The sequence below is a fragment of the Micrococcus sp. KRD012 genome, assembly GCF_017168555.1.
Classification (GTDB): Bacteria; Actinomycetota; Actinomycetes; order Actinomycetales; family Micrococcaceae; genus Micrococcus; species Micrococcus luteus.
Window position 1 is genome coordinate 483,709 of sequence record NZ_JABFBB010000003.1, and the last position, 16,923, is coordinate 500,631.

Here is a 16,923-nt window from a genome sequence, read left to right on the forward strand (position 1 = left end):
ACACCCGGCCCCGCCCCTGCCGTCCATGCCGCGGGCTTCGACGAGCTCGACCGGACGACGGCCTACCGCCTCTGGCAGCTGCGGTCGCTGGTGTTCGTCGTCGAGCAGGACTGCCCCTACCTGGACCTGGACGGCCGCGACCTCGAGCCGGCCACCGTCCACCTGTGGGTCGAGGACGAGGCGGGCACGCCCGTCGCCACGCTGCGGCTGCTGGACGACGGCGACGTCGCCCGCATCGGCCGCGTCGTCACCCACCCCGACGCGCGGGGCCGGGCCCTGGCCGGGGCGCTGCTGGACGAGGCGGTCGCCCGGATCGGCGGGCGGCCGAGCGTGCTGGACGCCCAGGCCCACCTGGCGCACTGGTACGCCCGCTGGGGCTACGCGCCGGACGGGCCGGAGTTCCTCGAGGACGGCATCCCGCACGTGCCGATGCGGCGGGCGGGGGCGGGTGCGACGGACGGGCGTCGCGCGCACACCTGAGAATCGACTGCGGAAGTGACCCTTCTGGGGGTGTCAGCGGGCGTCAGAGGGGTCACTTCTGCAGTCGATTCCGGACGTCGCCGCTCGACGTCGCCTGCAGCTCCGCGGCCGTCTCTGGATCCGGGGTCACCACAGTGAACCGCTGTCCGTCGTGGGTGGCGAGGACCAGCCCGGCGGGGCCGCCGAGGTCCAGCCGCACGCCGCGGCGGGAGCGGGCCCGCCCCGTCACTGGCCAGTTGATGTAGGCGCCGCCCGGCCCGACGTCGTCCTGGACCTCCACCGTGGCCAGTGAGTCCAGGGGCAGCTCACGGGAGTACAGCGGGGCCCGGAGGCGGAGTACGCCGGCGGCGGGGTCCGCCGCGAGCTCGATGCGGGCGCGCAGGAACGCCACCTGGCTCAGCCACACGACCAGCCCGAGGCTCACCGCGGCGATCACGAGGATGCCCGCCGACCGTAGGGCCGGATCCAGCACGAGCAAGAGGACCAAGGGGAGCGCCGTGACGAACACCAACGCCCACCCCAGCACCGCGTAGCCGGGCGGCGGCTCGACGACGGCGGTGCGCGCCGCCTCGGCCGGCGCGGTGGTCATCGGCGCCGGTCCGGGTCCGACGGGGGCTTCAGCCCGAACCGGACGATGTGGAACGCCAGACCCAGCAGCAAGAGCCCCCAGCCGATGAGTCCTCGCCATTCGAGGTCCGTGAAGGAGAGGACGTAGAGGCCCGCGACGGTGGCGAGCACCGCCGCAAGAGGCCAGTCGGCGGCCGCCATCGCCAGCACCACCAGGAGCACGGCGGCGATCGTCACTGCGGTGTACCGCAGGAACAGGGCGCGGTTGCCGAGCGCCTCCTCGAGTCGTGACTCCGTGCCGGTGTGGACGGGGGTGGTACCGGGGGCGGCCTTGAGGAGGCGGATGTGGCCGTAGGTGAGCGCGGGCGTCCAGCCGGCGGCCCGGAAGAGATCGAAGTGGTGGTCGTCGGGGTCGGTCTCGTAGGACATGTCGAAGACGACGTCCTCGGGCTCGGCGTCCTCGAAGCGCCAGCCGTGGGCGGCCAGGGAGAACCCGGTCAGCCGCTGGCCGCGGCGGGCCGTGTCTTCGAACCTCGCGAGGTCCTTCTCCGGGGTGAAGGCCGGCCCACTGCTCATGCGTGTGGTGCTCATGTCGTCTCCATGATCTGGTCGGCCATCGCCAGGATTCCGCGCCGGCGCTCGATGTCGCTCATCAGGACGCCGCGTCCCCGGGGGTGAGGCGATGGACGCGTCGGGCGTCGTCGCCGTCGAACTCCTCGATGAACCCGGCATCCCTGAGCTTCTTCAACGTGGTGTGGAGATGCGGATCATCGGGGTCCCGCCACTCCCCGAGAATCATTGAGGGATATATCTCTGAGTGACACTCAGTCATCGACTGCCGGTGGGTGCAAGGGGATGGGGCATCGGATGCCGACCTTGACGCCCCCCCGGGCGCGACGACGCCCCGGATGCGCGCGGCACCCGGGGCGTCGTCGGTGGGACGAGGTGGTCGGTCACTGGCCGTAGCCGCCCTCGTCGTTCTCCTCGGTCTCCTTCTCGGACTGCTCGGCCTTGGCCGCGAGGCCGTCGACCTCGGCGGGCGCCTGCTGCGCGGCCTGGTCCTGGTCGCCGGGGGCGTCGGAGTTCTTCGTCTCGGGGATCTGCTGATCAGCCATGGGTGCCCTCCTCAGGCGTGGTGGGAGGGGCGCCGGGTGAGCGCCCCCTGTCCGACGGCGCCCGGGGTGGGGTGGGCCGACGTCGTCGCAAGTCAACCAAGGGTCAGGCCGACACGCCCACCCCTGGCCCTCCTGCCGGAGGCCCCCGGGTCAGTCCTTGCCGGGCAGCAGGTCGCGGGCGGTCTCGGCGGCGCGCTGGAGCAGGGAGTCGTCCCCGCCGCCGGCCCAGGAGGGGTCGTGGGGCATCGGGCCCATCGGATCGGCCGCGTCCGGGTCGGGTCCACCGCTGCACCTCGTTGCGCGACTTGGCTCGCGGGTAGTAGCGCATGACCTCCGCGTCTCCGAGGAGCCGGCACATGTCGTCGAGGTCAGCGTCGGTCATGCACCGGAACGTGAGTCGATCGGTGGGTTGCGGGATCACCCGACGACCTTACCGACGGCACTGAGCCGTGCCGCGGTCTGCCGCGCTCACCCCACGAAGACGCAGAAGGGGTGGCCGGCCGGGTCCGCGAACACGTACAGGGGCTCGTCCTCGTCGTCGGAGCGGTCCAGGACGAGACGCCCGCCCAGGCGCAGCGCGTGGTCGTGGGCCGCGTCGAGGGAATCGCGGTCCGGCACGGTGAAATCCAGGTGCAGCTGCATCGGCACCTCGGGTGACGGCCACGTGCTGGGCTTCAGTTCCTCGGTGCGCTGGAATGTCAGGACGCGGCGGCCGTCGTCGTCCAGCAGCACGAGCCAGTCCGCGCTGTCCGGCTCGCGGCCGTCCGCGAGCTCGTCGCCCGCGCGGTAGTGGAGGCCGAGGAGCTCGCGGTAGAACTCCGCGACGGAACGGATGTCGGCGGCGTCGACGACCGGCTGCTGGAGCACGGGGCGGCTGACCATGGCCACACATTAAGCGACCTCGGCGTCCGCGTCAGCGTCTCGGCCTCAGTCGACGTCGTCGCGCCCCGCATCCACCCACCGCGCGGCCGGCACGACGGCGGCCAGCGAGACCACCGCCAGGACCTGCCACCCCGCGAGCGCCCAGCCGACCCCGAGCGTCGCCCCGAGCGCACCTCCCGCGAGGGTCGCCAGCGGCACGGAGCCCCGGGTGAGGGTGCGGCGCATCGCGGTGACCCGCCCGAGCGTGCCCTCGGGGCAGGCGCGGGCGGTCACGGCGGCCTGGGTGATGTTCCCGAGCAGGACCATGAACCCCCAGAGGGCCGCGCCGGCCAGCAGCCACGGCCCGGCATGAGCGCGGTCGACGTAGGCCAGCAGGTGCAGCCCCACGGCCACGGCGCAGCCGACCGAGCCGAGGAGGATGCACCGGCGCTCGCCCAGGCGGTCGATGGCCCGGCCCGCCAGGGACGAGGCCGCCAGTGCCCCGACCGCGCCCGCGGTGATCTGGACGCCCAGGAACTCCGGCCCGAGCCGCAGGTCGGTCAGGATCCAGACCGCCTCGACCGGGGCGAAGAGGGCCATGCCCACATTGGCGGCCACCGACCCCATCGTCAGCAGCCACAGGACCGGGGTGCGCCGCAGGACCGTCCACCCCTCCGCGGCGTCCTTCCCGAACCGGGCCCAGCGGGAGAGGACGTCCGCGACGCCGGGGTCCCCGTCGTCGTCCGGAATGTCCGCCGCGGCGGAGGGCCGCAGCCGTACCCGGAGCGCGACGATCGCCGCCGCGAAGAGGAACGCCGTCGCGATGCCGAGCACGGGTCCCGCGCCCAGCGACCCGACGAGGACGCCCGCTGCGGCGGGCACGATCAACACGAGGGCGGCGTCGGCGGACTCGAGCCGCGCCGTCAGGCGGGCGACGGCGGTGGCCGGCACGACGCGCGGCACGAGCGCGGTCTGGGTGGTCTCGGCCAGCACCGTGAGCACGCCCAGCAGGGCCATGACGGCGGCGAGGTGGCCGAACGTGAGCGCGTCGAGCGCCCACGCCACGACGAGCGAGCCGAGCACCGCCGCCTTGGCGAGGCCGGTGGCCGCGAGCAGCCGCGGGCTGAGGTGTCGGTCCACCACGATGCCGATGGGCACGCCGAGCAGGAGGAATCCCAACCCGGAGAGCGTCATCAGCACGCCCATGCCGTCGGCGCCCACGCCGAGCAGGAGCACCGCCAGGACGTCCAGGGCGACGTCCGTGGCGGACCGGCCACCCGCGTCGAGGGCGTTGGAGGCGACCAGCCACCGCGCCCGTCCTTCCGGCGGCGGGGGCGTCTCAGCGTCAGGGGTGCGGGGGGCAGGCGTCTGACGACGCGGGTCCGTGCTCACCGCCACACGTGGAGCAGGTAGCCGTAGCTCAGCGACGTCGTTGCGGGGTGCTCGGCGAGCCACGCGTCGGCGACCCCTCGCTCGAACTCCAGCCGCAGGACGGCCTCGAGGTCGGCGCGGGAGTCGAAGGTCCACGAGCTCATGACCTCGCGGGTCTGGGCCCCGACGCCGGCCCACCACTCGCGGGCGTACGTGTCCTGGCCCTGCGCCGCGGCGTTCGTGCTCGCCCGCAGCAGCTCGGCGAACTGGCCGCGCTCGGTGTCGTTGTCGATCACCACGAGCGCGCCGCCGGGCCGCAGCACCCGGGCGACCTCGTCCAGGCCGGGTCGGACGTCCCAGCGCGGGTGCGGGAAGAAGTACGCGAACCGGGCATGCACGACGTCGACGCTCGCCTCCGGCAGCGGGATCTGCTCGGCCGAGCCGTACAGCACGCGCGCCCCGCCGGGGCGGGCGCGGGCGGCCCCCAGCAGGCGCACGTCCGGCTCGACGGCGATCGTCTCGGCCGCGTCGGCGTAGCGGGGCAGCCAGAAGCCGGTGCCCGCACCGAGGTCGAGCAGCGTCCGCCCGGCCCAAGGCGCCGCCTCCTGCAGCGCCGCCCAGAGGGCGCCCTCACGGTCCATGGCCGCGTTCTCTATCTCGTACAGCGCCGGGTCCACGCCCTGGTTGCCCGAGGGACGGAAGTCGGGCAGGCCCGTGGCCGGTCCGCCCGGTGTGCTCTGCGTCATGCCCGGGAGTCTGACACACCCCCCCTCCACGCCGGTCCGTCACACGGGTCTGCCACGGCCCGCCGCGCCCCGGAGAGGCTCCGGCCGGTCCTGGATGGCGCGGTGGCGGCTCATGTGACGCGCGAGCCGGCCGCCCGCTGGACTCGCGGCGGCCCACCGCGTGGGATGGGCTCACCACCCATCCAGAGCGGCCGAGAGATCTGGCTCGACGACGCCGCAGCAACCCGCCCGCCGGACCCGGACCCCCGGGAACGGCAGGCCCGGTGCTACCGCCAGGACCGATGGAGGAGAGCAGATGCCCCGTCACGCCACACAGCAAGTCCACGCCGGCTACGAGCCCGCCGCACCCCACCGGCCGGTCGTCCCGCCCATCCACCAGACCACGGCGTTCCGTTTCCCGGACCACGCCACGGCGGCATCGATGTTCCGGCTCGAGACCCCCGGCTTCACCTACAGCCGCACGGGCAACCCGACCGTCGCGGTGTTCGAGAACCGCCTCGCCGCACTGGAGGGCGGCATCGGCGCGATCGCCACGGCCACCGGCCAGGCCGCCGTCGCGCTGTCCCTGCTGGCGCTGCTGCAGGGCGACAAGCACCTGGTCGCCTCCAGCCAGCTCTACGGGGGCACCGTCGACCTGCTGACGGACACGTTCGCGGACTTCGGCATCGAGGTCACCTTCGCGGACCCGGCGGACCCGCCCGCGTGGGCCGCCGCGGTCCGGCCCGACACGCGCGCGTTCTTCCTCGAGGCCATCACCAACCCGCTCGCCACCCTCCCGGACCTGCCGGCGCTCGCGGACCTCGCCCACGCGGCCGGTGTGCCCGTGGTGGTGGACAGCACCCTCGCGACGCCGGCCCTCTACCGGCCGCTGGAGCACGGCGCCGACGTCGTCGTGCACTCGGCCACCAAGTTCCTCGGCGGGCACGGCGCGGTGCTCGGCGGCGCGATCGTGGACGGCGGCACGTTCGACTACGGCGCGGCGCCGGACCGGTGGCCGCAGCTGGCCCGGCCCAAGGCCCGCTACGGCGGGCAGACGCTGGTCGAGCGGCACGGCCGCGGCGCCTACCTGACGCTGGCCCGCAGCAAGTTCCTGCACGACCTCGGCCCCACCCTCGCCCCCGCGAGCGCGGCGCAGTTCATCCAGGGGCTCGAGACGCTCGACCTGCGCGTGGCCCGCCACACCGCCACCGCCCTCGCCGTGGCCGAACACCTGGCCGGGCACCCCGCCGTCGCGCGGGTGCACCACCCCGGCGTGGCCGGGCATCCCAGCGCGGTGCTGGCCGCCCGCGACTTCCCGGACGGCGTCGGCTCGGTGTTCTCCTTCGACCTGGCCTGCGGCCCCGAGGCCGTGGCCCCGTTCCTCGACGCGCTCGAGCTGTTCCAGCTGGTGGTCAACGTCGGCGACGCCCGGTCCCTCGTCTCCCACCCGGCGACCATGACGCACTGTCGCCTGACGCAGCAGCAGCGCGAGGACGCCGGGATCGCCGAGACCACCGTCCGGCTCTCCATCGGGCTGGAGTGTCCCGACGACCTGATCGCAGACCTGGACCGTGCCCTAGCCGTGGTGACCGCCGCCGGGCCGGCCGTCCCCGCCACCACGCCCGCCGTCCCCGAGACCGCCGCCGTCACCCAGGAGGTGCGCTGAGATGACCGCCGTCCACCACACCACCCGCTCCGTGTCCCGTCCCGCCGTCCGCGGCTTCACCACCACCGCCGTGCACGCCGGGCAGGAGCCCGACCCGCTGACCGGCGCCGTGGTGCCGCCGATCTACCAGACCAGCACCTTCGTGCAGGACGGCATCAACGTGCTGCGCGCCGGGCATGAGTACAGCCGCGGCTCCAACCCGACCCGGAACGGCTTCGAGACCCAGCTCGCCGCCCTCGAGCACGGCGACCGGGCGTTCGCGTTCGCCTCCGGGCTCGCCGCCGAGGACGCCCTCCTGCGGGCCGTGCTGCGCCCCGGTGACCACATCGTGCTGGGCGGCGACGGCTACGGCGGCACCCACCGCCTCATCACCACCGTCCTCGAGCCGTGGGGTGTGTCCAACACCCCCGTGGACATCACCGACCCGACGGCGGTCGCCGCGGCCGTCCGTCCCGGCCGCACCGCGCTGCTGTGGGTGGAGACGCCCTCCAACCCGCTGCTCGGCATCGCGGACCTGGCCGCCTGGGCGCAGATCGCCCACGACGCCGGCGCGCTGCTGGTCGTGGACAACACGTTCGCTTCGCCCTACCTCCAGCGGCCCCTCGACCTCGGCGCGGACGTGGTGGTGCACTCCACCACCAAGTACATCGGCGGGCACTCGGACGTGCTCGGCGGCGCCGTGGTGGTGGCCGACCGCGAGTTCCGCGGCCGGGCGCTGGCCGAGGCGGTGGCCTACCAGCAGTTCGCCGCCGGTGCGGTCGCCGGCCCGCAGGACTCCTACCTCGCCGCCCGCGGCCTCAAGACGCTCGGCCTGCGCATGGACCGGCACGGCGCCAACGCCGCCGCGCTCGCGGACTGGCTGCAGGGCCGCCCCGAGGTCGCCCAGGTCTTCTACCCCGGGCTGCCCGACCACCCGGGCCATGCACTCGCCGCGCGGCAGATGGACGGCTTCGGCGGGATCGTCTCCATCCGGTTGGCCGGGGGAGAGGCCGCGGCCCGCGCCTTCGCCGAGGCCACCGAGCTGTTCGCGCTCTCGGTCAGCCTCGGCGGGGTCGAATCGCTGCTCTGCTACTCCTCCGAGATGACCCACGCCTCCGTGCGGGGCACGCCCCTGGCCGTCCCCACGGACCTGGTCCGGCTCTCCGTCGGCATCGAGGACGTGGCCGACCTGCAGGCGGACCTCGAGGCGGGCCTCGAGTGCGCCGCACGCGTCGCCGCCGGCCGCGGGGCGCCGTCGTCGTCCACGGTGCCCCGTCCCGCCCACCACCGCACCACCCGCGCCCGCACTCCGGAGAGGACCCGATGAGCCACGCCACCCTTGTCCCGAGCACCGTGCCCACCCGCGTGGACGACCTGACGTTCAGCATCCACACCACGCCGTTCGACGAGGACTACACGCCCGCCGCCAGCACGCGCGCCACCACGAACTTCGCGAACCTCGCCCGCGGCGCGGACCGGCGGGAGAACCTGCGCGCCGCCCTGGCCATGATCGACGGGCGCCTCAACGACCTCGCCCCCTGGGACAACCCGGAGCGGGACCGCTACACGGCACGGATCGAGATCGTCTCGATCGACGTGCACTTCACCGCCGACGACGGCGCAGACGTCGACTTCCCGCTCATGGAGATGCTCGACGTGCGGGTGGTCGAGCGCGCGACGGGCGCCGTGCTCGGCCGCAGTGTGGGGAACAACTTCTCCTCCTACGTCCGCGACCACGACTTCTCCGTGGTGCTGCCCGCGCACGCGGCGACGTCGCCGGGGACCGAGGAGCCCGACGGCTTCGGCGACCTGCACGGGCGGCTGTTCCGGCACCTGCTCGACTCGCAGGCGTACCGGGATCGGTTCCCGCAGCCGCCCGTGATCTGCATCAGCGTGTCCACGAGCCGCACCTACCGGCGGCTGACGAACGAGCACCCGGTGCTCGGGGTCGAATACCGCCAGGACGAAGCCTCCCGCACGGACCGCTACTTCGGCCGGATGGGCCTGGGGATCCGGTGCTTCCTGCCGCGCGGGGCCGTGGCGCCGCTGGCGTTCTACTCGCGGGGCGACCTGCTCAACGACCACGCGAACCTCTCCCTGGCCGGGCTGATCGCCACCATGGAGACCTTCCAGCGGATCTACCGGCCGGAGATCTACAACGCGAACGCCGGGGCCGGCGAGGTGTACCGGCCGCGCCTGGACCACGGCGACTTCTCGCAGACCCGGATCGCCTACGACCGCGAGGAGCGGGCCCGCCTCGGCCGGGAGCAGGGGGAGTACACGCAGGAGCACTTCGTGGGCCCGCACCGCGACCTGCTGGAGCGCTGGGCCGCCGCCCACGCCGCACGAGACACCGAGGAGACCCGATGACCACCCTGATCCCCACCGCCCTCGTCGGCAGCCTGCCGAAGCCCGGCTGGCTCGCCGAGGAGGAGACGCTCTGGTCGCCCTGGAAGCTCGAGGGGGAGCAGCTGCGCGAGGGCCAGCTCGACGCGCTCGCCCTCGCCGTGGCCGACCAGGAGCGCGCGGGCGTCGACATCGTCTGCGACGGCGAGCAGACCCGCCAGCACTTCGTCACCACGTTCATCGAGCACCTCGGCGGCGTGGACTTCGACCGGCGTGAGACGGTGCGGATCCGCGACCGGTACGACGCGAGCGTGCCGACCGTCGTCGGGGAGGTGGGCCGACCGGCGCCGGTGTTCGTGGACGACGCGAAGGCCCTGCGCGCGCGGACGGACCGGCCCATCAAGTGGACCCTGCCCGGGCCGATGACCATGATCGACACCCTCGCCGACCGCCACTACGGCAGCCGCGAGAAGCTCGCGTGGGAGTTCGCGCGCATCCTCAACGAGGAGGCGCGGGAGCTGGCGGCGGTGGGCGTCGACGTCGTGCAGTTCGACGAGCCCGCGTTCAACGTGTTCTTCGACGACGTCCGCGACTGGGGCGTGGCGACGCTCGAGCGTGCGGCCGAGAGCCTGACGTGTGAGACGGCCGTGCACATCTGCTACGGCTACGGGATCAAGGCGAACAACGACTGGAAGGCCACGCTCGGGGAGGAGTGGCGCCAGTACGAGACGTCGTTCCCCCTGCTGCGCGAGTCCACGATCGACACGATCGCCCTGGAGCGGCACCACTCCCGGGTGCCGGCGGAGCTCATCGGCCTGCTGCGCGGCAAGAAGGTGATGGTTGGCGCGATCGACGTGGCGAGCGACGAGATCGAGACGCCCGAGGAGGTCGCGGCGACCCTCCGGGAGACCCTCGAGTTCGTGGACGCGGACAAGCTGATCGCGAGCACCAACTGCGGCATGGCGCCGCTGGCTCGCTCGGTGGCGCGGGACAAGACGGCGGCGCTCGTGGCCGGTGCCCGGCTCCTCCGGGAGGAGCTGGGCGGGGAGTGAGGGGGCCTGGTGGCCTTGCCTGGCCGGCGGGGCCCCGTCTGGATCGTCTGCATGGATCCTGATGCGAGCCCCCGTGTCCGGCTCACCGCTGACGATCCCCGGCCGGGCGGTCGTCCCGCGACGTCGACCGAGGGGCCCCACCGACAGCTTGATCAGCGATCATCGCCGGAGCTGTGGGGCCGTCTGGTCGCTGCGGTGTTCGCCCTCGACGGCGTCGAGGAGGGCCACAGCACCGTCTCGCCAGCAACGTCGCGCGCCGTCCACCTGACAGGCCGGCCGGAGGAGCGCACCCCGGAGGTCAACCTCTCACCAGGCCGGCGCTGGGAGCCGGTGCACCTGCATGGGGTGGACGACACGTCAGTGCACCTCGTCCTGGCGCCCGAGCGCGGCGTCCGTCTGGCCGAGCTCGGATGGCTCGAACCGCATGGCTACGCGGACTTCGGCACGGAGTGGATGCTCTACGGTCCGCGGGACGAGGCAGAGCTGGCAGTCGTCGTCGGGATCATCGAGGAGTCGCTCGCCTACGCGCGCGGTTGACGCAGCGCCCCGGAGCGGGGAAGCGGACGCGAGAGGAAACTGCGAATTTTTCGTTTTCGCGGGTAGTCTTGTTCCATGACTGCGACGGTGAATGACAAGCACACGGTGCTGCCGCCGACGGACCTCGAGGAGATGCTCGACGTCGGCAGGTTCCTCGACGGCCTGACGCAGCCGGCCGCCCTGGTCGGCCCTGATGGGCAGAAGGTCCCCCTGCCGCCAGAGGCTTTCAACGTCCTGCGGGACGTCGTCGAGGCGATGCGGGTGGGCAAGGCCATCACGGTGGCACCCGTCGACCAGCTGCTCACGACACAGGAGGCGGCGAACTTCCTCGGCATCAGTCGTCCCACGCTGGTGAGGCTGCTCGAGGAGGGCGCGTTGCCGTACGAGAGGACGACCGGTGGTCGGCACCGACGCATCCGGCTCCAAGACGTCGTGTCCTATCAGCAGCGGAAACGCGGGGAGCGGCGTGCCTCGCTGAGCGACCTCGTAGGGGAGGCCTCGCCTGCGGGGCTCTACGACCAGAAGGCGGAGTCCTACCGCGAAGCGTTGCGTCAGGCTCGCGCCGACCTCCGGGGTGAGCGCGGGTAGTGGCGCGCTTCAGCGCGGTGCTCGACGCGTGCGTCCTCGTGCCCATCGCCCAAGCGGACACCTTGCTGCATCTGGCCGAGGCGGGCCTCTATCGGCCGGTATGGAGCGGGCGGATCCTCGACGAGACGGTGCGCGCACTGGAAGCGATGCATCCAGACATGCGTGCGTCGGGGGGCGGCGCGTCACCGTGCCGGGGTCATGGACGCCGCCTTCGACGACGCGCGGGTCGAGGGGTGGGAGCAGCTCGTGCCCGGGATTGATCTTCCGGACCCCGATGATCGGCATGTGGTCGCCGCCGCGATCCAGGGACGTGCTGACCTGATCGTCACGGCGAATCTGAAGGACTTCCCGCGGGAGGTCGTTGAGTCCTTCGACATCGAGGTGCAGAGTCCGGATGAGTTTTTCATGAACCAGCTCGACCTGGACCCGGCTCGGGTGATGACGGCCCTCGCAGCCCAAGCGGGCGCGACACGGAATCCTCCGTTGACCGTCAGGGACGTCCTTGAGCGGCTGGTGCCGTGCGGTGCACCCCTGTTCGCGGAGGCCGCACGAGCCCAGCTCTGGCGGGTCGACGTTGAGCGACCTTGATTCAGCCCGACGCCAGAACCGGCGTCTGTCGGCTCACCCCCACACGCCGGAACCGGCGATGAGCCGGACCGCGAGCACCGCCATGACCACCGCGATCACCACGTCCACCACGCGCCACGCCTTCGGGTCGGCGAGCACCCGGGCCAGCAGGCGCGCGCCGTAGCCGAGCGCGGTGAACCACAGGACCGAGGCGGCGACGGCGCCGGCGGCGAAGACCCACCGCGCGTCGGGACCGTGCTGGTTGGCGAGGCTGCCCAGCAGCACCACGGTGTCCAGGTAGACGTGCGGGTTGAGCCAGGTCAGCGCGAGCGTGGTGGCGATGACCGAACCCGCGGTGCGCGGCGCCTGCTCGGCCACGAGCCCCTGCGGACGCAGCGCGGCACGCAGGGAGGAGACCGCGAACCAGAGCAGGTACAGGGCACCGCCCCAGCGCAGCACCTCGAGCAGCCACGGCACGGCCTGCACGAGCGCACCCACCCCGGCGGTCCCGGCCAGGATCAGCACGGCGTCCGAGGCCATGCACACCAGCACGACGGCGCCCACATGCTCCCGGCGCACGCCCTGGCGGAGCACGAAGGCGTTCTGGGCGCCGATGGCGACGATGAGGGCGAGTCCGGTGAGCAGGCCGGTGCCGGCGAGGGTCCACATGGGTGAGGACGCTAGGGCCCGGCCGGGCCTGAGCCAAACGAAGAGAACTGCAGGTGCCTAAGCTCTGCTTCATGAACCTTGATCAGCTGCAGGCGCTGCGTGCGATCGCGGACGAGGGCTCGTTCGAGGCGGCCGCGTACGAGCTCGGCGTCAGCGCCTCGGCGGTCAGCCAGCGCATCCGCGCCCTGGAGCGGGAGGTGGGCCAGGTGCTGCTCCGGCGCGGCGAGGTGCTGGCCGCCGTCACCACGGAGCCGCAGCCGGTGCAGGGGTGCGCGGCGGAGCCGCTGGGGAGCATGCGCTACGTCCCGCTCGCCTCGCCCGCCCTGCTCGCCCGGCACGCGGCGGGCGACGTCGTCGACCTCGGCGCGATGCCCATGATGCGCTACAACGCGAAGGACGACCTGCAGCGCCTCGCGCTGAGCGGCGCCGGGCTGGACGTCGCCCCGCCCACGCACCTGGCGCCGTCGTTCGACGGGTTCCACCGGTCCGTCCGGGCCGGCCTGGGGTGGGGGATGCTCGTGGACGCCCAGGCCGTCGAGGACGTGCGCGCCGGCCGGCTGGTCCGCGTGCCCGGGCTCGACGACGTCCTCGTGCCCCTGTACTGGCAGGCGGCCACACTGCCCGTGACGCGCCTGGTGCGGCTCACGCGGGCGGTGCGGGAGGCGGCCCAGCGGACGCTCGAGCGGGGGTGAGGCGGCGCCGCGGGTCGCGGGCCGTCAGCGACGTCGCAGCGGTGCCGGCGCTTCCATGGACGCCTCGGCCAGCACGGGCCGGAAGCCCAGCGCCTCGTTGACGTCGAGCATGTGCCGGTTCTCCTCGGCGTTCCACGTGATGATCGCGCGGGCCCCGGGCAGCGCGTCGCGCACGGCGATGAGGTTCGCCGCCTTCACGCGCATGCCGAGGCGGTGGCCGCGGTGCTCGGGCAGCACGATGGTGTCCCACTGGTCGATGAGCCCGTCCGGGCGCGAGCGGGGCGCCACCAGCTCGCTCAGGGCAACGATCCGACCGGTGGCGCGGTGCCGCGCCACCGCGCGGAAGAGGCGCCCGGTCGTGAGGATCTGCTCGTCCATGCGACGCACGCGGGCCGCGTCCCACACCTGCTCCACCACGGTGCGTTCCCCGGAGGGCACGTCCGTGGCCATGCGGGCCTTGAGGACGGCAAGGTCGTCCTGCAGGGACGCGTCGGCCGCGCCCTCCCAGGCGTGGAGCTCGTAGTCCGACGAGACGCGTTCGGCCTCGGCCAGGGCGACGGCGGGGTCGATCCCCGGATCGGCGAAGTCATACCGGCTCACCCGCTCGATCTGGACGAGCGCGAAGCCGTAGGACTGGGCGAGACGCACACCCGGATGTTCGGCGGACACCGCGCCGGCGCCGTTGGGCGGGGTGAGCGTCCGTTGCCCGGCCACCGGCCGCGGCGTCAGCGGCCAGGTCTCGAAACGGGTGAGGCCGGCGGTGTCCAGGACGAGCCGCTCGGCCAGTGCCCGGCCGTGGCCGCGTCCGCGGTGCCGCGGGTGGACGTAGACGTTGAGGGCGGCCGCGTCAGGGTCGTCGACCTGGTTGATCAGGACGCGGGCGTAGCCGACCGCCTCGCCGTCGACGTACGCCAGGTAGCGGCGCAGCGTGTGGTCGGTCTCGGCGGCGGCCTGGATGAGCGCGTCCGTGGGGGTCTCGTCCCACTCGGTCGTGCCGATCAGTTCGTGGTTGTACTCGTCTCCGAGCTGGCAGTAGGCCCGCCAGTGGGGGTCGTCCGACGAGACGGGCAGGGGGAATTCGATGATGTCAGGCATGCGGTGACTGCTTTCTGAAGAAAGGGGTGGGCGCAGAGGCACCCGTCGAGCCGTGCTCGAGACGGGCGCGCGGGGAGGCCGGTGGTGGGTCGTCGGACCCACGGCGTCACTGCTGCTGCATCATGGGGTGAACTGTGTCACGATGCGGATCGGTGGGCAAGGGCCTTTGCTGTCGAGATGCAGGCAAGGTTCCACACGACGCGCGGTGGACTCTTCGCGTATCGGGCGGGATCCGGTCGGCGTGACACTGGGTGTCCAGGTGGGCGCCCCCGCGCACCCCAGGGCTCGCTCGAAACGTACGGACGGCTGCCGCTCTAGCGGGTTGGTTGTGGCGAGCCGTGCGGCGGGCGGGCAGGGCCGGAGGTGGCGCACACGGCGCATGGCGGGGCCCCTCGTCACTAACGACCGATTTAGCCGGATGAGCGTGCTCTGATCGACCGGACATCCTCAACCAGGCGGCTCGCCTGGTCGTGATCGTCCACTACGACGTTGAAGAGCGACCCGTCACGGGTCCGGATCGTGACGCGGGCCCGACCGCCGTTGTTGATGCGGACCCCGCCGGGGGCTGAAGCGCGGCCCGTGACGAACCAGTTGAGGAGTCCGTGGTTCATGCCGTCATCACTGGCTGAAGTGATGTCGGAGATCTCCGAGACGGGAATCGCTCGCCTGCAGAACGGCGCGTGAATCCGCACCTCTGGCGTCGGACCCTCAGGGACGTCGACAGTGATTCGAGCCCCTAGGCTCACCAAGCGGTTTCCACGGACTGTCACTCTCATGCGCCCACGATCCGGCATGATGCGGTTCCGACACCAGGGCGGAGGGCAACAACTCACCCGCCCCAACTTCTCCAGCTGAGGTTATGCCGGACAGCGATCTGTGCGAGATACCGGACATTCATCGGCGCAAGTCACACCGCCTAGCAGGCGACGTGGGGAGACTGCCGGAGACATCTGGGGCGCGTGCCACAAATGACCGTTTAAGCCGCGTGCCTCTGAGAGTCACCTACCCGCCGCATCCGCAGGCGGAGGATGGCGAAAGCGCTCACCCCCCGAGTGGGGCTGGCGTCCATGGCGCGGGTGGTGACCGATGCAGTTCCGGCGTGGGTCAGCACTACACGGGTCGGTCAGACCCGCGTAGCGTCGATGCTGTCCGGCGTGGAGCCCCTCGGGCCTTCACGCATCCGACTTGATCGAGGGGAGTCCTCTCTTGTACATCCACAATGCAGAAGCTTCAGCACGTCTCCAGTCCTGAGAAGCCTGACGCGGTCTACGCCCGCAAGCTGCAGGAGGTGATCGGCGGGCAGTACGGCGAGATCACCGTGGCCATGCAGTACAGCTTCCAGGCATGGAACGCCCACATTCCGGGCAAGTACCGGGACCTGCTCTTCAGCACGGCGGCCGAGGAGTTCGGTCACGTCGAGATGCTGGCAACGATGGTGGCCCAGCTGCTGGAGAAGGCCCCGGTGGGGATCACCACCGACGCCATCCAGGATGACCCGGCCGTGGCCGCCGTCATCGGGGGCACCGATCTGCAGCAGGCCATCGTGGCCGGTGCCGGTGCTCGCCCCGTGGACAGCATGGGGAATCCGTGGACCGGAGCGTATGTCACGGCCAGCGGCAACCTGCTGGCCGACATGACCGCCAACCTCAACGCGGAGATGCAGGGGCGGACCCAGGTGGCCCGGCTCTATCACATGACCGATGACCCGGGCATCCGGGAGCTGCTCTCCTTCTTGCTGGCCCGGGACACGATGCACCAGAACCAGTGGGCGGCGGCTGTGAAGGAGCTGCAGGAGGACGGCCTGGAGGAGATGCCGGTGCCGAGCAACTTCCCGCAGAAGAAGGAGGCCACGGAGCACTCGTACACGCACTATGAGTTCTCTGACGGTCAGGCCACTGCGGAGGGTTCGTGGGCTGCAGGCCCCACCCCGGACGGCAAGGGCGAGTTCTCCTACTCGTCCGAGCCGCCGGCGGGGGTCCCCATGCCCCCGCCGGCGGCTCGGACGAGTAGGAGCTGGACGTGATGAACCGGCTGGGCCGGGCGATGGCCGACCCGACCCGCTCCCGCATCCTCATGACACTCCTCGAGGGCCCGAGCTACCCGGCGGTACTCGCCCGCGACCTAGGGCGTGTCTGAGAATGGATCCAGGGCCTTAGCCAAACCCTCGAAGCATTATCAGACACGCCCTAGGGCCAGGTAGTGCTGGAGATCGGCGATGGGCATTCCTGCCGTGCGCATGCGGGTGATGAAGACCAGGCGGCGGATGGCCGGCGAGTCATAGCGGCGGTGCCCGGCATCGTCTCGGGGGACGCTCACCATGCCGATGCGTTCGTAGTAGCGCAGCGTGTGGGCGGTGACGTTGAGGTGAGTGGCGGCCTCCGAGATGTCCCACCAGGTCGTCGGATCATCCCGAACGAGATCTTCCAATGCTTCCAGCGAGACGCCACCGGGAGGGTCCGTAGCCAGGCGCAGGGCTTGCTCCAGCTCTGGGTTCATGTCCGCGACGCTAGGGCTTCGCGTGCGCTCGAACGCAACACGTGCCCGGGTAGCACATCTAGGACCCAGGCTCTTGCCCGTGCTAGAGTCTCAAGCATCATGATCAGCCCGTTGCCG

At 72.2% G+C, this 16,923-nt stretch carries 19 protein-coding genes and 3 pseudogenes; 11 read left to right on the forward strand and 11 right to left on the reverse strand.

Annotated features, from left to right (window positions below; translation table 11 throughout):
- Positions 1–480 (forward strand): GNAT family N-acetyltransferase (locus tag J1M37_RS02680; RefSeq protein ID WP_206452044.1); only part of this gene is annotated, 480 nt, incomplete at its 5' end.
- 52 nt (positions 481–532) lie between these two features.
- Here J1M37_RS02680 and J1M37_RS02685 read toward each other — a convergent pair.
- The 8 genes and pseudogenes from J1M37_RS02685 to J1M37_RS02720 form a co-directional block, all read right to left on the reverse strand.
- Positions 533–1,069: a hypothetical protein gene (locus J1M37_RS02685; protein ID WP_119217720.1), complete on the reverse strand. Its 537-nt coding sequence runs from the start codon at positions 1,067–1,069 to the stop codon at positions 533–535.
- Positions 1,066–1,638 carry a DUF2812 domain-containing protein gene (locus J1M37_RS02690; protein ID WP_167754990.1) on the reverse strand — a complete coding sequence of 191 codons (573 nt, stop codon included), beginning with the start codon at positions 1,636–1,638 and terminating at the stop codon, positions 1,066–1,068. The genes J1M37_RS02685 and J1M37_RS02690 overlap by 4 nt, the downstream gene beginning before the upstream one ends.
- 61 nt (positions 1,639–1,699) lie before the next feature.
- On the reverse strand, positions 1,700–1,879 hold the full coding sequence (locus J1M37_RS02695) for a hypothetical protein (protein ID WP_158184041.1): 180 nt from the start codon (positions 1,877–1,879) through the stop codon (positions 1,700–1,702).
- Positions 1,880–2,000: 121 nt separating this feature from the next.
- Positions 2,001–2,162: a hypothetical protein gene (locus J1M37_RS02700; protein WP_206452045.1), complete on the reverse strand. Its 162-nt coding sequence runs from the start codon at positions 2,160–2,162 to the stop codon at positions 2,001–2,003.
- A gap of 286 nt (positions 2,163–2,448) precedes the next feature.
- Positions 2,449–2,583 (reverse strand): annotated as a pseudogene (locus tag J1M37_RS11655) (GNAT family N-acetyltransferase); the annotation flags it as partial.
- A 47-nt stretch (positions 2,584–2,630) separates the two neighbouring features.
- Entirely contained in the window at positions 2,631–3,044 is a 414-nt protein-coding gene (locus tag J1M37_RS02710; RefSeq protein ID WP_049145697.1) for a VOC family protein, read from the reverse strand.
- 45 nt (positions 3,045–3,089) lie between these two features.
- The gene (locus tag J1M37_RS02715) at positions 3,090–4,415 is read right to left on the reverse strand and encodes an MFS transporter (RefSeq protein WP_257997799.1); all 1,326 of its coding nucleotides are present in this window, start codon (positions 4,413–4,415) and stop codon (positions 3,090–3,092) included.
- Positions 4,412–5,140, reverse strand: a complete 729-nt coding sequence (locus J1M37_RS02720) for a class I SAM-dependent methyltransferase (protein WP_036339527.1) — start codon at positions 5,138–5,140, stop codon at positions 4,412–4,414. Before J1M37_RS02720 ends, J1M37_RS02715 begins: the two co-directional genes overlap by 4 nt.
- 295 nt (positions 5,141–5,435) lie before the next feature.
- On the opposite strand from J1M37_RS02720, the gene J1M37_RS02725 reads away from it, so the two are divergent.
- From J1M37_RS02725 to J1M37_RS02755, 7 genes are all read left to right on the forward strand, one after another.
- A complete protein-coding gene (locus J1M37_RS02725; RefSeq protein WP_036339520.1) occupies positions 5,436–6,785 on the forward strand; it encodes an O-acetylhomoserine aminocarboxypropyltransferase/cysteine synthase family protein in 1,350 nt (449 codons plus the stop codon).
- A gap of 1 nt (position 6,786) precedes the next feature.
- A complete protein-coding gene (locus tag J1M37_RS02730) occupies positions 6,787–8,091 on the forward strand; it encodes a cystathionine gamma-synthase (protein ID WP_036339517.1) in 1,305 nt (434 codons plus the stop codon).
- Positions 8,088–9,134: a DUF1852 domain-containing protein gene (locus J1M37_RS02735; RefSeq protein ID WP_012751106.1), complete on the forward strand. Its 1,047-nt coding sequence runs from the start codon at positions 8,088–8,090 to the stop codon at positions 9,132–9,134. Before J1M37_RS02730 ends, J1M37_RS02735 begins: the two co-directional genes overlap by 4 nt.
- Positions 9,131–10,162: a methionine synthase gene (locus J1M37_RS02740; protein WP_036339515.1), complete on the forward strand. Its 1,032-nt coding sequence runs from the start codon at positions 9,131–9,133 to the stop codon at positions 10,160–10,162. Before J1M37_RS02735 ends, J1M37_RS02740 begins: the two co-directional genes overlap by 4 nt.
- A 195-nt stretch (positions 10,163–10,357) precedes the next feature.
- Positions 10,358–10,699 carry a luciferase domain-containing protein gene (locus J1M37_RS02745; protein WP_010080039.1) on the forward strand — a complete coding sequence of 114 codons (342 nt, stop codon included), beginning with the start codon at positions 10,358–10,360 and terminating at the stop codon, positions 10,697–10,699.
- A 75-nt stretch (positions 10,700–10,774) separates the two neighbouring features.
- On the forward strand, positions 10,775–11,287 hold the full coding sequence (locus tag J1M37_RS02750) for a helix-turn-helix domain-containing protein (protein WP_012751105.1): 513 nt from the start codon (positions 10,775–10,777) through the stop codon (positions 11,285–11,287).
- A gap of 198 nt (positions 11,288–11,485) precedes the next feature.
- Complete coding sequence (locus tag J1M37_RS02755; protein WP_206452046.1) at positions 11,486–11,875, forward strand: PIN domain-containing protein; 390 nt, start codon at positions 11,486–11,488, stop codon at positions 11,873–11,875.
- A 33-nt stretch (positions 11,876–11,908) separates the two neighbouring features.
- Here the strand turns inward: J1M37_RS02755 and lysE are convergent, their stop codons facing one another.
- Positions 11,909–12,523, reverse strand: a complete 615-nt coding sequence (lysE, locus tag J1M37_RS02760) for an L-lysine exporter (protein ID WP_036314948.1) — start codon at positions 12,521–12,523, stop codon at positions 11,909–11,911.
- Between the two features lie 71 nt (positions 12,524–12,594).
- On the opposite strand from lysE, the gene J1M37_RS02765 reads away from it, so the two are divergent.
- Complete coding sequence (locus tag J1M37_RS02765) at positions 12,595–13,215, forward strand: LysR family transcriptional regulator (RefSeq protein WP_041103377.1); 621 nt, start codon at positions 12,595–12,597, stop codon at positions 13,213–13,215.
- A 24-nt stretch (positions 13,216–13,239) separates the two neighbouring features.
- Here the strand turns inward: J1M37_RS02765 and J1M37_RS02770 are convergent, their stop codons facing one another.
- A complete protein-coding gene (locus J1M37_RS02770; protein WP_010080043.1) occupies positions 13,240–14,310 on the reverse strand; it encodes a GNAT family N-acetyltransferase in 1,071 nt (356 codons plus the stop codon).
- A 1,219-nt stretch (positions 14,311–15,529) separates the two neighbouring features.
- On the opposite strand from J1M37_RS02770, the pseudogene J1M37_RS02775 reads away from it, so the two are divergent.
- A pseudogene (locus J1M37_RS02775) lies at positions 15,530–16,321 on the forward strand (manganese catalase family protein); the annotation flags it as partial.
- An 11-nt stretch (positions 16,322–16,332) separates the two neighbouring features.
- Positions 16,333–16,434: pseudogene (locus J1M37_RS11385) on the forward strand (ArsR family transcriptional regulator); the annotation flags it as partial.
- 51 nt (positions 16,435–16,485) lie between these two features.
- Here J1M37_RS11385 and J1M37_RS02780 read toward each other — a convergent pair.
- Entirely contained in the window at positions 16,486–16,806 is a 321-nt protein-coding gene (locus J1M37_RS02780) for a MerR family transcriptional regulator (RefSeq protein WP_078025557.1), read from the reverse strand.
- Positions 16,807–16,923 lie beyond the last annotated feature (117 nt).